We start from the raw sequence: 14141 nt of genomic DNA on the forward strand, positions 1-14141 counted from the left end.
TCCCATCTAAAAGCTGCGCCGGGTGAACTGCATGGCGATGAGGCCGACCAGCCCGAGAAGCACGAGCCAGACGGTGCCGGCAGCTGCGGCAAGACCATAGTCCCATTGCTGAAAAGCAAGCTTGTAGGTGTAAAGGCTCAAGGTGCTTGTGGCGTTCATCGGTCCTCCCTGGGTCAGAATCCAAGGCAGCGTGATCTCCTGGAACAGTTTGACCAGCTGGAGGAGAGCAAGCGTAACGAGCATGGGCCGCAGCAGCGGCAAGGTAATCCTCATGAACCTTTGAACCGGCGTGGCCCCATCCACGGATGCGGCTTCGAGCACTTCGCTGGGAATACTTTGCAGAGCTGCGAGCGAAACGACCATCATGAACGGAATCATTCGCCAGGCGAAACCGAGAACGATCACGATCCTTGCGGTCGTGCTACCCGAGAACCAGCCAATAGGTTCGTCGATGATCCCGATACCCATTAGCATGTAGTTCACGATGCCGTAGTCGGCGTTGAATATCCAACCCCATAGGATAGCCACCGAGATCCATGGAACGATCCAGATCTGGAAGACGCCGGCGCGGAACAGTGCGACGCCCGGCAATCTCCGGTTGACGAGCAAAGCCAGCCCAAGCCCCGCGACCATCGACAGGAGGATCGCTCCTCCCACCAGCACCACGCTGTTGAACAGAACGATGTAGAATTCCGGCGTCGCGAGCAGATATTCGTAGTTACCGAGCCCGATGAACCGCGACGTCGGCCGCAGCGCGGAGGCGTTGGTGAAGCTTAAGTAGACGCCGTTTGCCAGAGGATAGACGAGAAAAACGCCCGCAAACAGGAGCGCCGGCAATAGAAGCACGAGCGCAGCACCGACATGCCGACGGAAAACATGATTCATGCTGTCTGTACCTCTTGTTGCTTCCTCGTTGGAAGCAACAGGAGGGTCCCACCCCTGGACCACGCCATATCCTTCTCTCCCAAAAAGTTATAACGTTGTTACTTTTATGGAGGATCAAGATGATCTCGTCAATGGTAACCCGGCGGGTCGCGCGATGAAGGAGGACCGGCCGACGATCAGGGACGTGGCGACGCGGGCGGGAATGTCGACGCTCACAGTCTCGCGCGTCATCAACGACCACCCTTCCATCAAGCAATCGACTCGCGAACGCGTGGAGCGCGCCATCCGCGAACTCAACTATGAGCCCAACGCGGCCGCCCAGCATGTTCGGCGCGGGTCCTCCCGGACCATTGGGTTCCTCATGCCCGATTTTGCTCATGGCGTTAGCGCGCTCGTCGCGCAGAACGTCGAACGGGTGCTCAGCAAAAGGGGATACACTGTGATGCTGGCGTGCTCCCATTTCGATCCAGCGACCGAAGAAGCGGCATTGCGCGTATTCGCGCGCAATCGCATCGAAGCGGTTCTCCTCAAGACCTGCGATGAAAGCGCGCCTGAGATTATTGCCCGCGTCGAGGCGATGCATTGCCCTGTGGTGCTCGTCGACCGCGACCTGCCCCTTGATGTCGACGCCATCGTCAGCAACCACGCCGAAGCAATGCGCCAGGCCGTGAGATACCTGGTGACATTGGGTCACCGGGACATCGCGCTTGTCGCTCCGAGTCCAAAAATGCGGCCGGGGCGCGAGCGCATCAGGGGTTTCAAGGAAGGCCTGAAGGAGGCGGCGCTGGAGGCCAACGATCCGCGCATATTTGATGGCGGTCAGTCGGACGAATCTGCCAGACAAGTGGTACTGGACCTTCTCCGATCCCCCAATCGTCCGACGGCGTTGATAGCCGGCGGAAATCAGATACTCTATGGTGCTCTCGAAGCGATTAAGGCCTGCGGGTTACGCTATCCCGAAGATATTTCCCTGCTGGGTGCCGACCATCCCAAGCTCGCGAGCGTATCCTCCCCTACGATCACCATGATAGATCGCCAACCTGCCCTCCTCGCGGAAGGTGCAGCTAACCGCTTGTTGGAGCTTTTGGAAGGACAAAGCCCTCAATTTGCCCAACGCAAGGAGTTGCCCTCAATATTCATTGAGGGTGAATCATGCATGCCACGTCCCTAGCGAAAAGCCAGATAGCAGCCAGCGACGCACCTTTATTCGGGAAGTGGGGCTAGTCCAATCATGACTGTCAGACCTCGCAGTTTGAACGTTGCAAACAGCTGTTCGCGAACGGCGACCGCGTCGCACCTGGCAAGTGGGATTCACAGGTCTGCCACCAAGCGATCACCCCCAGCGCCGACCGCCCCGTGCTTCATGCGCCCCCGAACCGACATCCGGACCACCTATGAATCGTAGGCGATCCGGAAACCGACGTTGCTGGCTGCCGACTCGGCGGTGAGTGCGGAGCGGGCGGCGATGCGGTAGCGGTAGCAGTAGCTGATGTGGCAGAGGAAGGAACCGCCCTTGGTGACCTTCTCGTTGGTGCAGGCGGCATTGTCGTTGCGCGCCTTGGCCTCGCGTGAGAGCGAACGGACGCGGAAGGCGTCCGCCGTCCATTCCCAGACATTGCCGGCCATGCCGTGGAGCCCTGCCCCGTTCGGCGCAAAGGCCGTGACGGGACTGGTGCCGAGATAGCCGTCCGCCAGGGTATTGGCGTGGGGGAACTGGCCCTGCCAGATATTGGCGAAGATTGCTTGGCCGTCGTCGGGCTCCTCATCGCCCCACGGGAAGCGGGGATCGGCAAGGCCGCCGCGGGCGGCGTGTTCCCATTCGGCTTCGATCGGCAGCCGCCCGCCGCACCAGGCGGCGAACGCCTGGGCGTCGGCCCACGAGACCTGCACCACCGGGTGGTCCATGCGGTTGCCTATCGAGGATCCTGGTCCTTCGGGCGCCGCCCAGTGGGCACCGTCGACCTTGATCCACCAGGGCACGCGGGTGCCAGACGGGGGCGGCGCGTCCTCGCCCATCAGGGCGCGGAACACCGGCGACCAGCCGAAGCGCTCGGCTTCGGTCACATAGCCGGTTTCCCGCACGAATGCGGCGAAGCGGGCGTTGGTCACCGTCGTCGCCTCGAGGCAGAATGCGGCGAGCCGCACCGGCCGGCGCGGCCCTTCGCCGTCCTGCGCGATCACGGGACGATCGGTGCCGACGAAGGTGCGCGCAGCGGGAAAGAAGATCCTTTCCGGCTGATCCACGGGACCTGCCTCGACCACCACGGCCGATGCCGGCGCCTCGGCGGTTTCAGCTTGCCGCGATGGACTGCAGCAGGACATTCGTCCTCCTCGATTGCGCGATGCCGAAGAGCACCGCGACGCTGTCGCGTTCCGGCAGGCCGCCTATCCCAGCCATCCGGCGTCGAGCTTGCCTAGCATGGCGGCGAGATTCCGGCATAGGGCGAACCATTGGCGTTCCCGAATTGCCGCCCGGCTTGACTCGCGGAGCGGACGCTCATAGCGTCATGCTTAAACGTTTAAGCAGGCTTATGACAGTCCCTTTCCGACCAACGATCGCCGATGTGGCCAAACGTGCGAACGTTTCGGTGGCGACGGTTTCCTACGTGCTGAGCGGCAAGGAAGAACTGGTGCGCCGCATCAGCGGGGAGACGCGCGAGCGGGTCACAAAGGCCATCGCCGAACTCGGCTATGTGCAGAACCAGGTGGCTCGGCAGCTTCGGCTGCGGCGGACGCGGCGCATCTGCGTGCTGCTGCCGCAGATCGGCATTCCCTTTGCCGACAACATCGCTCGGGACGTGGAGACGACCGTGCGCCAGCGCGGCTATTCGTCCGTCGTCGTGGTCGGACGCACAATCGAGATGTGCCGCCAGCTGGTGCTGGACGTGGAGGCGGGGCTCGCCGATGGGATCGTCGCCGAAGTCGAGCAGTTCAGCCGGACGGAAATCGACGCGCTCTTCGAGCCGGTTTCGCGTGCCGGCAAGGCCGCGCTGCTGCTGCATCCGACACTCGAGCCCGACCCGTTTTCGACGGTGCGGCAGGGGCGATTGCCTGCGTTCAAGGCTGCGCTCGAACATCTCCATGGCACGGGCCGGCGGCATTTCGCCTATATCCGCCATGGAGATTCGGATGACGCCCACCGGTCCGAAACGCTACGGACCTTTCTTGCCGGGAAGGGCCTCGAGGCGCCGCTGATCGTCACGGGGGCCGAGAACCGCGACGATGCGGTTGCCGCCGCGCTCGCGATGGTCGACGGGACGCGGCCGCCGGACGCCCTGCTGATCCAGTCGGATCTCAGCGCCGTCGCGGTCATCCAGGCCATGCTGCGCAGGGGCGTGCGGGTACCCGAGGACATCGCGATCGTCGGCTCCGGCAACGCCGAGGACGGCCGGCACTGCTTTCCGCAGCTCACCACCATCGGCCCCGAGCGTTCGCTGCTCGGAACTTCCGTCGACCACCTGATCGACGAGATCGAGGGCAAGGCAGAGCCCCGAACATTCGAGATTGCCTGGTCGATGATCGGCCGGGAGAGCGCCTGACACCGGCAAGCAGCCGGGAGCGCAAGACATGGGAGGACAAACAATGACGCATAGTTTCAATCGCAGAACGGTGCTGGCGGGTCTCGGCGGCCTGGCGGCCGTGCCGCTGGCCACGCGCCTTGCGCATGGACAGGAAACGCGCCTGCGCTTCTTCTGGTGGGGCAACCAGGATCGCGCGGACCGCACGCAGCGGGTCATCGACCTCTACGAGGCGGCCAATCCCGGAACGGTGGTCGAAGGTGAGACGGCCCCGTTCGCGGACTTCTGGACGCGGCTTGCGACCCAGGTCGTCGGCGGCAATCCGCCCGACATCATCCAGATGGACTTCCGCTACATCGCCGAATACGCCGACCGGAATGCGCTGCTGCCGCTCGACGACTATCTTGGCAACCTCCTCGACCTCAGCGAGATCCCGACGGATCAGGTGGACGCAAACCGCGTCAACGGCAGGCTCTACGGCATCAGCTTCGGCGTCAATTGCGCCGCGCTGCAGGTCAACACGGACGCCTGGGCCGAGGCCGGCATCGAGCCGCCGACGCTCGGCATGACCTACGAGGCCTTCGCCGAAGCGTGCGCGCGGCTGAGGGAGGCGACGCCTCGCGACAATTTCTACGGAACATCGGACGCGAGCGGCGTCGAGGTGCCGTTCGAGAACTTCCTGCGCCAGCGCGGGCGCGCGCTCTATACCGCCGAGGGGGAGATCGCGTTCGATGAAACCGATGCGGCGGACTGGTACGCGCTCTGGGACGGGATGCGCCAATCCGGAGCATGCGTGACCGCCGACATGCAGGCGAGCGACCAGAACACCATCGAGACCAGCATGCTGATCCAGGGCCGGGCCGCCTGCAATTTCGGCCTTGCCAACGCGATCGGCCCGATCCGCAACCTCACGGCCGAAACGATCGCGCTCGCCCCCTACCCGTTGATCGGGGCGGACGCGCAGCCGGGCCATTACCTGCGGCCGGCGACCCGCGTCAGCATCGCGGCGGCGACGCCCAATCCGGAAGAAGCGGTGAAATTCCTCGCCTATTTCACCCAGGATCTGGAAGCGGCAAAAATCCTCGGGGCGGAACGGGGCATTCCCGTGGCGCCGACGATTCAGCAGGCCATCGCGTCCTCGATCAGTCCGGCCGAGCGATCGTCGGTCGAATACATCGCGGCCATCGGCGATGTCGTCGGGCCGCTGCCGCCGCAGTCGCCGCCGGGCGCCGGCGAGGTCACGGACCTGCTGATGCAGGTGAGCCAGGAGGTGGCCTTTGGGGTGCGCTCGCCGCAGGACGGCGGCGCGGCGCTCGTCGCGGGCGCTGCCGACATCCTGGCGCGTGCTTAACACGTAGAGGCGAGGCACCGTGACACAGTCCGCAAAGAACGTCCTTCTCGTGACCGTCGACGAGTGGCCCGCCCGCCTCATGGGCGCGGCGGGCCATCCCGTCATCGAGACTCCAACGCTCGACGCGCTGGCGCGGGCCGGCACGCGCTTCACCAACGCCTATTCGGAGACGCCGGTCTGCGTGCCGGCTAGGCGGAGCCTCATGACCGGCACGGACCCGCGGACCCATGGCGACCGCATCGCGCAGGGCACGCTGCGCATGCCCGACCTGCCGACGCTCGCCGGCACGTTCCGCGATGCGGGCTACCAGGCGGCCGCCATCGGCAAGCTGCACGTCTATCCGCAGCGCGACCGCATCGGCTTCGACGACGTAATCCTTGCCGAGGAGGGGCGGCAGCTCAACGGGTGCGTCGACGATTACGAGGCGTTCCTCGCCGAACGCGGCCATCCGGGCCAGCATTTCCTGCATGGCATGGGCAACAATGAATATGGCTGGCGCCCCTGGCACCTGCCCGAGGAGCTGCACCCGACCAACTGGATCGCGATGCAAGCGGCACGCACCATCAAGCGGCGCGATCCGACGCGGCCGGGCTTCTGGTACGTCTCGTTCACGGCGCCGCATCCGCCGCTGGTGCCGCTCGCAAGCTATTTCGAGCGCTATGCGCGCCGCGACGTCGACGAACCGGCGACGGCGGACTGGTCGGCGGCGATGGACAATCTGCCGCCGGCGCTGCAAAGCATGCGCCATTACTGGCCCGCGCTGCCGCCCGAGCAACTGGCCGACATGCGGCGGGCCTATTATGCCCTCTGCACCCATATCGACCACCAGCTGCGCATCATCATCGGCACGCTGCGCGAGGAGGGCATTCTCGACGACACCGTTGTCCTCTTCACCAGCGACCATGGCGACATGCTGGGGGACCACGGGCTTTATGCCAAGCGGCTGATGTACGAGGCATCGGCCAATATCCCGATGATCCTGATGGGAGCGGCCTCGGATGGAGACCGCGTCGCCCCGGGCACGGTCGACGACCGGCTCTGCGGACTGCAGGACGTGATGGCCACCCTGCTCGACCTCTGTGGCATCGAAGTGCCGTCGACCTGCACGGGCCTGTCGATGGTCGGGGCGGAGCGCCGCGACACATTCTACGGCGAATGCTCGGAGGGGCTGGAGGCGACGCGCATGGTGCATGACGGGCGCTTCAAGCTCATCTGGTATCCTGTGGGCAACCGGTTCCAGCTCTTCGATCTCGACGCCGACCCGGGGGAGACCCGGGACCTCGCGGCCTCGCGCGACCACCAGGATCGGCTGGCGGTGCTCAGGCAGGTCCTGCGCGACAATCTCTACGGGTCCGACCTGGCGTATGTCGTGGACGGGGAGATCGTCGGAACGCCAGCGGTCGAGGTCCGAGCGCGGCCCAATCGCGGGCTCTCCGGCCAGCGCGGGCTGCAGTATCCGCCGCTTCCCTACCGCGACCCGAAACTGGCGACCCGTACGTTGTAAGGCCGCGGGTAGACCGACGGTCAGGCGGAGCCAGGCCGGTAGGAGCTCTCGCGCACGATGAGTTCGGGATCGATGAGGGTCACCCGCGGATCGGGCAGGCTGCCGTCGGTGGTGACGAGCTCGAGGAGGCGAGAGACCGCGAGATCCGTGACGAGCTGCGTCTCGTAGTTGACGCTCGTCAGCGGGGTGGCGGCGTGCTCGGCGAATTCGATGTTGTCGAAGCCGGCGATCGCCACGTCCTCGGGCACTCTGAGGCCGTTCTTCTGCGTCCAGCGCAGGGCGCCGATGGCGAGGGAGTCGTTGGCGGCGAACACGGCCGTCGGCCGCCCCGGCGCGCTCATCAGGCGGTCCATGGCCCAGTAGCCGCGGATAACCGAATGGCCGTGTGGATCGACGACGAGGGCGGGCGTGAACGGCAGGCCGGCCTCCTCGAGGGCCATGACGTAACCCTCGCGCTTCTCGAGGTTGCCGAGCCGCTGGCCACCGTCGATGATGCCGATGCGCTTGTGGCCGGTGTCGATGAGATGCCGGACCGCTCGATAGGCGCCGCGCCGCTCATCGATGCAGACCGCGTCGACGCCCGCATCCGGATCGGCCACCAGCAGCACCACGGGGTGGTTGGCCCGCCGCAGCTCGCGGATGTGGTCGAGATCGCGGTGACTGCGCGGATAGATCAGCATGCCGTCGACCTGCCGGGAGCGGAAGACGGCGATGGCCCGCTTCTCCTCCTCGAGGTCGTTGTTGGAGGTGGCAAAGAGGGTCGAATAGCCCCTCTCGGCCAGCGCCATCTCGATGGCTTGCGCCACTTTGGTCAGGGTCGGGTTGGTGATGTCGGTGAGGACGAGCCCGATGGTCTTGGTCTCCCGGCTGACCAGGGACTTGGCCACCTGGTTGGGCAGGTAGTTCAGCGAGCGGGCGGCTTCCCGGATGACATTGGCGGTCTCTTCGGGAATGCGCGGGTTGCCGCGCAAGGCAAGGCTCACCGTATTCACCGAGAAGCCGGTCTTGTCCGCGATATCCTTGAGCCGAACGACAGGCCTGCCCAAACTCACCCCTACCTTTCCAAACCGGCTGCGGGCCTACCGGCTTTCGGCCCTGAGGCGGCGGATGGCCTGGTATTGCAGGCAGTCCGGCGCCATCTCCATCAACTCGATGCGGTTTCCGTCCGGGTCCTCTATCCAAGCCTGGCGATTGCCGTCCAGCCCCTGCTTGATTTCCGACGTCAGGGCGATGCCGGCGGCCTTGATGCGGGCGGTGGTCGCGTCGAGGTCGTCGATGGTGAAGCACATGTGGTTGACGCCATTGGCGTTCCAGCCGGGCGCCCGGTCGTTCTCGGCTCCAGGGAAGATTTCGAGGTAGTGATCGTCGGTGATCCGAAGGTAAACCAGCCAGGTCGAGCCGTCGTCGTTGTTGAGGCGCAGCATCTCGGGAAAGCCGAGGCGGTCGCGGTAGAAATCGAGCGATCGGGCGAGGTCGGTGACCTTGATGGCGACGTGCCCGTAGCCGGTTATTCTGAGCATAACAAATCCTCCCGGTCCCTCGCGGGCCGCTTTTGCAGGTTCGCGGGTCAGCATTGCTGACCTTGTAGGAACGTTAATACTGGACGTTCTTCGCACCCTCCCGTACGAAGTGTCAACTGGCGATTTGCGTCAGTCCCATTCCGGCCCCCATGCCGGATCGATGGCGCGCCGGTTCTTGTCGATTGTCTCGATACGGGCGATCTCTCCCTCCGAGAGGGAGAGCCGGAGCGCCTCGAAATTGGAGCGGATGCGCTCGTGCCGGCTGGACGTCGGGATCGCCGCATAGCCCTTGGCCAGCTCGAAGGCGAGAGCGACCTGCTCGACGCTGGCATCGTGCCGACGAGCGATATCGCGGAGCACGGAATCATCCGCCAGACGCCCGTGCGCGATCGGCTGGTAGCAGGTGACCGAAATTCCTTTGGAGAGGCAATAGCTTGCCAACTTCTTGTTCTGGATGTGCGGATTGAGCTCGACCTGGTTGTTGGCGATCCGCCCTGTCCCGGCCAGGCGCTCGGCCTCTTCGAGGAGCGCGATGGTGAAGTTGGAGACGCCGATGAAGCGGGTGAGCCCCATGTCCTGCGCCTCGGCCAGCGGCAGCAGGTAGGAGGCGAGCGGCTGGTGGCCGTTCGGCGACGGCCAGTGCAGCAGCGTCAGGTCCACCTGCTCGACGCCCATGGTCTCGAGGCTGCGGCGCAGGGACGCGATCACCTGCCCTTCGCCATAGTTCTCGGTCGAGATCTTGGTGGTGAGGAACACCGCGTCTCGGCCGAGACCCGAGCGCCGCACGGCTTCGCCGACCTCGGCCTCGGTATTGTAGGACTGAGCCGTGTCGAGGTGCCGGTAACCTGTTTCCAAGGCAAACAGCATGGCCTCGATACCGGCCTCACCCTGCCGACCATAGGTGCCGAAGCCCATCTTCGGCATAACATCCTGAACATTCATGCCTATTTTTCTCCTCCCATCGAATCCGAAGTCCTGTCGTCGTTTGAGGACATATCATAGCCAGTTGACGCGCCTGCGTTTATGTCCTTAGTTTAACGATAATACAAGGCAGCACAGACCCTGAATGCAGGGCTTGCCTTGCCGAGGGAGGACACATGGCCTTGCGCTGGAGCCGCATCGCACCGCAGCTGGCACTGACCCCCGCGCTCGCCGTCACGGCGGTGGCGTTCGTCGGATCCATCGGCTGGACGATCTACCTGTCGTTCACCCGCAGCCGCAGGCTGCCGGAATACACCATCGACTGGTCGGAATGGGGCCGGCAGTACCAGCGCCTCTTCAACGATGCGGCCTGGGGGATCTCGCTGCGCAACCTCATCGTCCTGGGCCTCGGCAGCGCGCTCGCCATCGTCTTCGGCTTCATCCTCGCAGCCATGATCGAACGCGAGAAACGCGGCGAAAGCTTCTTCCGCACGGTCTTCCTCTATCCGCTGGCCGTCTCGCTCATCGTCACCGGCGCGGCCTGGCGCTGGATGTTCAATCCCGAGCTCGGCATCGAGAACGTGCTGCACCAGATGGGGCTGACCTTCGTCAATTTCTCCTGGCTCGCCAGCGCCGAGACGGCCATGTGGGGCATCATCCTCGCCTCGGTCTGGCAGAGCTCGGGCTTCTACATGGCCCTGATGCTGGCGGGCCTCAAATCGATCAATTCCGAGATCTGGAGCGCGGCCAAGCTCGACGGCGTACCGATCTGGCGGCTTTATGTCGAGATCATCATCCCGATGATGAAGTTCACGTTCATCACCTGCGCGATCCTCCTCTCGCTCGGCGTCATCAAGGCTTACGACGTCATCGTCGCCATGACGCTCGGCGGGCCGGGCCAGTCCACCTACGTGCCGGCCTATTTCACCATCCAGGCGCTCTCGGCGAGCGGCAATCTCGGCTACGCGTCGGCCGCCGCCGTGATGATGCTGGTGATCACCGCAATCGTCTTCCTGCCGCTCGTGCTGCTCACCGCCTGGCAGCAGCGGCGCCGTGCGGAGGCCGTCCGATGAGCGACCTGACCATTGCCCAGAAGGCCGTCGGCGGGGAGATCGCCGTGCGCAGCGCGCCCTATTTCCCGCGCCGGCGCAAGCGCATCACCGGGCGCTCGATCGCCATCCTCGTCTTCCTCACCATCTGTGCGCTGTTCTTTGCCATCCCGCTCTACGTGGTCGTCGTCACCTCGTTCAAGTCGATGGCCCAGATCCGCGAAGGGGCGATGTTCGCCCTGCCCGGCCCGTGGACGATCGAGGCCTGGGACTATGCCTGGAACCGGGCATGCTCGGGCATCAACTGCAACGGCCTCAAGGTCGGTTTCTGGAACTCGGTCGCGATCCTCATCCCCTCGCTCATCCTTTCCATCTCGCTCTCGATGGTCACGGGCTATGCGCTGGCGCTGTGGAACGTGCGCTGGGCGGGCACATTCCTCTTCCTCCTCTTCATCTGCGCGTTCGTGCCGTTCCAGATCATCATGTTCCCGCTCATTTCAATGACCTCGACGCTCAAGGTCTACGGGTCCGTCTGGGGGGTCGCGATCGTCCACGCGGTGCTGGCGATGCCGGTGCTCGTCCTCATCTTCCGCAATTACTACAAGGATATACCGCAGGAGATCATGAGCGCGGCCATCATGGACTCGGGCTCGTTCTGGCGGATCTTCGTCGAGATCATCCTGCCGATGTCGGGCAACATCCTCATCGTGATCCTCATCCTCCAGATCACCTCGATCTGGAACGACTATCTCATCGGCGTGACCTTCGGCGGCTTCAACGGCCAGCCTATGACCGTCAACCTCGCCAACCTCATCACCATCTCGACGGGCACCGTCGCCTACAACCAGAACATGGCGGCGGCACTGCTGACCGCCATTCCGCCGCTCGTCATCTACTTCCTCGTCGGCAAGCTCTTCGTGCAGGGCATCACCGCCGGCGCCATCAAGGGTTGAGCCCGGCATGCCTCGCGTCAGCTTCGAACACATCACCAAGACCTACGGACACCTCACGGTGCTGAACGATCTCAACCTCGCCATCGACGACGGGGATTTCCTGGTACTGCTCGGTCCCTCCGGCTGCGGCAAGACCACCCTCCTGAACCTCCTCGCGGGCCTTCTCGACGTCACCGACGGGCGCATCACGATCGGCGAGCGGGACGTGACCGACCTCGATCCCAAGGATCGCGGGTTGGCCATGGTCTTCCAGTCCTATGCGCTCTATCCGACCAAGACCGTGCGCGGAAACCTGCGCTTCGGGCTCGTCTCCTCAGGGCTGCCGCGCGAGGAGATCGACAAGCGCGTCGACTGGGCGGCAAAGCTCCTGCAGATCGAGCCGCTGCTCGACAGGAAGCCCGCGCAGCTTTCCGGCGGCCAGCGCCAGCGCGTCGCCATCGGCCGGGCGCTCGTCAAGAACGTCGGCGTCTTCCTCTTCGACGAGCCGCTCTCCAATCTCGACGCAAAGCTGCGCACCGAGATGCGGCTCGAGATCAAGAACCTGCACACGAGCCTCAAGCACACCATCGTCTACGTCACCCACGACCAGATCGAGGCCATGACCATGGCCACCAGGATCGCGGTGATGAACGGCGGCGTCATCCAGCAGTTCGGCACGCCCGACGAGATCTACGAGACGCCCGCCAACCTCTTCGTTGCCGGCTTCATCGGCTCGCCGGCGATGAACCTCAAGCGCGGCACGCTCGCGGTTTCGGGCGACAGGCGGGCCGTGATCATCGGCCAGACCCGGCTCGATGTCTCCGACTACCGCTTCGAGCAGCCGCCGCAGGACGGCGCCGAGGTCATCGTCGGGCTGCGCCCCGAGCACTTCCTGCCGCCGGGGACCACGCCAGCCGATGCGGCAGGCCAGTTCACCGTGCCGGTGCGCTATGCCGAGCGCACGGGTCCGGATGCCAGCGCCTTCTTCGAGTTCGACGGCGCGCTGCTGGCGCTGCGCGTCGAGCCGTCCCTCGCTGCGCGCCTCAAGGCCGGCGAGACCGTCACCGTCGCCTTCCCACGCGGGCGGGCAAACCTCTTCGACGCCCGGACCGGGCAGCGAATGTAACCAGACATCTTGAAGGGAGAGAGATGATGAGAACGAGAATTGCCCTGCTTGCCGCAGGGCTGCTGTCGGGCACCTGCGTGCCCGGCGCCCTGGCCGTCGACCTCGTGGTCTATCACAGCTGGTCCGCAGCCCCGGAAGTCGCCGCGCTCAACGTGCTGCGCGCCGGCCTCGAAGAGAAGGGCCACACCTGGACCGACATCGCCATCCCGCACAACACCGGCTCCAACGTCAACCTGATGAGCCTCGTCACCGGCGGGCAGCCGCCCAACGTCTTCATGGAATCCAATCCCGGCGTCTACCGCGACCTCGCCGGCATGGGGTTCGGCGCAACGCTCACCGACTGGTACGAGGAGAACGGCATCCTCGAGCACCTGCCGGCGTCCGTGGCCGCCTCGATCCGGGTCGACGACGAGATCGTCAAGGTGCCGACCGCGCTCCATATCGACGGCATGCTCTACTACAACATGGAAGTGGCGGAAGCCGCCGGGGTCGATCCCGCCGCCTGGACCTCGCTCGAGGAGATGTTCGCCGATTTCGACGCCATCCGCGAGGCCGGCTACGATCCCCTCGCCGTCGGAAGCCAGCCGTTCCAGGTCGGCTACCTGATGCATGCACTGACCGCCGCGATCGCCGGGCCCGACGTCTATACGCGCATCTACGGGGCCGAGGTCGATCCGGCTGCGCTCGACGATCCGGGCTTCCGCCAGACGCTCGAAACCCTGCGGCTCTTTGCCAACGAGGCCGGTCCCGAGGCGCAGAACCGCCCGTGGAACGAGACCACCAACGAGGTCATCACCGGCAACGCGCTGATGCAGATCCACGGCGACTGGATGAAGGGCGAATGGCTGGCGGCCGGCAAGACGCCGGGCACCGATTTCGGTTGCATCGAGATCCCCGGGGCGCAGGCCGTGGTCGTCACGGTCGACGCCTGGGGCATGCTCGGCGGCGTGCCGGACGACGTCATGCAGGCCGAGCTCGATTTTGCCTCGGTGGTGCTCGACCCCGAGATCCAGGGCGCGTTCTCGGCCGAGAAGGGCTCGACGCCGGTGCGCCTCGATGCGCCCGAGGGGAGCCTCGATGCCTGCTCGCAGAACGTCCTGCAGATCCTTTCGGACGAAGCCCGGCAGGTACAGAACCCGCACAACACCGCCGATGCCGACTGGCAGAACTCGATCTGGGACGTGGTCTTCAACTTCTGGAGCGAGCCCAACATGACGGTCGACGAAGCCATCGAGCAGATGAAGTCGAACTACGACACCATCCTCGGCTGATCCCTTTCCTCCCGCGACGACAGCGGGCGACCCGGCGCATCCGCGCCGGGCCGCCTGCCCCCAA

13 protein-coding genes are annotated in these 14141 nt (G+C 64.9%); 8 read left to right on the forward strand and 5 right to left on the reverse strand.

Annotation, left to right across the window (positions count from 1 at the left end):
- Positions 1–6: 6 nt before the first annotated feature.
- Positions 7–885 carry a carbohydrate ABC transporter permease gene (locus tag VE25_RS13465; protein WP_046109142.1) on the reverse strand — a complete coding sequence of 293 codons (879 nt, stop codon included), beginning with the start codon at positions 883–885 and terminating at the stop codon, positions 7–9.
- On the opposite strand from VE25_RS13465, the gene VE25_RS13470 reads away from it, so the two are divergent.
- Complete coding sequence (locus VE25_RS13470; RefSeq protein ID WP_083988936.1) at positions 884–2056, forward strand: LacI family DNA-binding transcriptional regulator; 1173 nt, start codon at positions 884–886, stop codon at positions 2054–2056. The genes VE25_RS13465 and VE25_RS13470 overlap by 2 nt on opposite strands.
- Positions 2057–2277: 221 nt before the next feature.
- Here the strand turns inward: VE25_RS13470 and VE25_RS13475 are convergent, their stop codons facing one another.
- Positions 2278–3207: a formylglycine-generating enzyme family protein gene (locus tag VE25_RS13475; protein WP_046109144.1), complete on the reverse strand. Its 930-nt coding sequence runs from the start codon at positions 3205–3207 to the stop codon at positions 2278–2280.
- Between the two features lie 242 nt (positions 3208–3449).
- Between VE25_RS13475 and VE25_RS13480 the strand changes: the two genes are divergently transcribed.
- From VE25_RS13480 to VE25_RS13490, 3 genes are read left to right on the forward strand one after another with little or no spacing between them, the layout of a single operon-like run.
- Positions 3450–4424, forward strand: coding sequence for a LacI family DNA-binding transcriptional regulator (locus VE25_RS13480; RefSeq protein ID WP_046109145.1), 975 nt, complete (start codon positions 3450–3452; stop codon positions 4422–4424).
- Positions 4425–4467: 43 nt separating this feature from the next.
- Positions 4468–5754: an ABC transporter substrate-binding protein gene (locus VE25_RS13485; RefSeq protein ID WP_046109146.1), complete on the forward strand. Its 1287-nt coding sequence runs from the start codon at positions 4468–4470 to the stop codon at positions 5752–5754.
- A gap of 19 nt (positions 5755–5773) precedes the next feature.
- The gene (locus VE25_RS13490) at positions 5774–7258 is read left to right on the forward strand and encodes a sulfatase-like hydrolase/transferase (protein WP_201776091.1); all 1485 of its coding nucleotides are present in this window, start codon (positions 5774–5776) and stop codon (positions 7256–7258) included.
- Positions 7259–7278: 20 nt separating this feature from the next.
- Here the strand turns inward: VE25_RS13490 and VE25_RS13495 are convergent, their stop codons facing one another.
- The 3 genes from VE25_RS13495 to VE25_RS13505 all read right to left on the reverse strand — a co-directional run bounded on the left by VE25_RS13495 (position 7279) and on the right by VE25_RS13505 (position 9720).
- Complete coding sequence (locus tag VE25_RS13495) at positions 7279–8310, reverse strand: LacI family DNA-binding transcriptional regulator (protein WP_244466924.1); 1032 nt, start codon at positions 8308–8310, stop codon at positions 7279–7281.
- Positions 8311–8337: 27 nt separating this feature from the next.
- Entirely contained in the window at positions 8338–8778 is a 441-nt protein-coding gene (locus tag VE25_RS13500) for a VOC family protein (protein WP_046109148.1), read from the reverse strand.
- A 129-nt stretch (positions 8779–8907) separates the two neighbouring features.
- Complete coding sequence (locus VE25_RS13505) at positions 8908–9720, reverse strand: aldo/keto reductase (protein ID WP_046109149.1); 813 nt, start codon at positions 9718–9720, stop codon at positions 8908–8910.
- Between the two features lie 155 nt (positions 9721–9875).
- Between VE25_RS13505 and VE25_RS13510 the strand changes: the two genes are divergently transcribed.
- Genes VE25_RS13510 through VE25_RS13525 form a run of 4 tightly spaced genes read left to right on the forward strand, consistent with a single transcriptional unit; the run spans position 9876 to position 14077 of the window.
- Entirely contained in the window at positions 9876–10772 is an 897-nt protein-coding gene (locus VE25_RS13510; protein ID WP_046109150.1) for a carbohydrate ABC transporter permease, read from the forward strand.
- Positions 10769–11701 (forward strand): carbohydrate ABC transporter permease, encoded by a 933-nt coding sequence (locus VE25_RS13515; protein WP_052731960.1) that lies wholly within the window; start codon positions 10769–10771, stop codon positions 11699–11701. The genes VE25_RS13510 and VE25_RS13515 overlap by 4 nt, the downstream gene beginning before the upstream one ends.
- Positions 11702–11708: 7 nt before the next feature.
- Positions 11709–12806: an ABC transporter ATP-binding protein gene (locus VE25_RS13520; protein ID WP_046109151.1), complete on the forward strand. Its 1098-nt coding sequence runs from the start codon at positions 11709–11711 to the stop codon at positions 12804–12806.
- A gap of 23 nt (positions 12807–12829) precedes the next feature.
- Positions 12830–14077: an ABC transporter substrate-binding protein gene (locus VE25_RS13525; RefSeq protein WP_046109152.1), complete on the forward strand. Its 1248-nt coding sequence runs from the start codon at positions 12830–12832 to the stop codon at positions 14075–14077.
- Positions 14078–14141 lie beyond the last annotated feature (64 nt).

This window comes from Devosia geojensis, from assembly GCF_000969415.1.
In the GTDB taxonomy this organism is placed as follows: Bacteria; Pseudomonadota; Alphaproteobacteria; order Rhizobiales; family Devosiaceae; genus Devosia; species Devosia geojensis.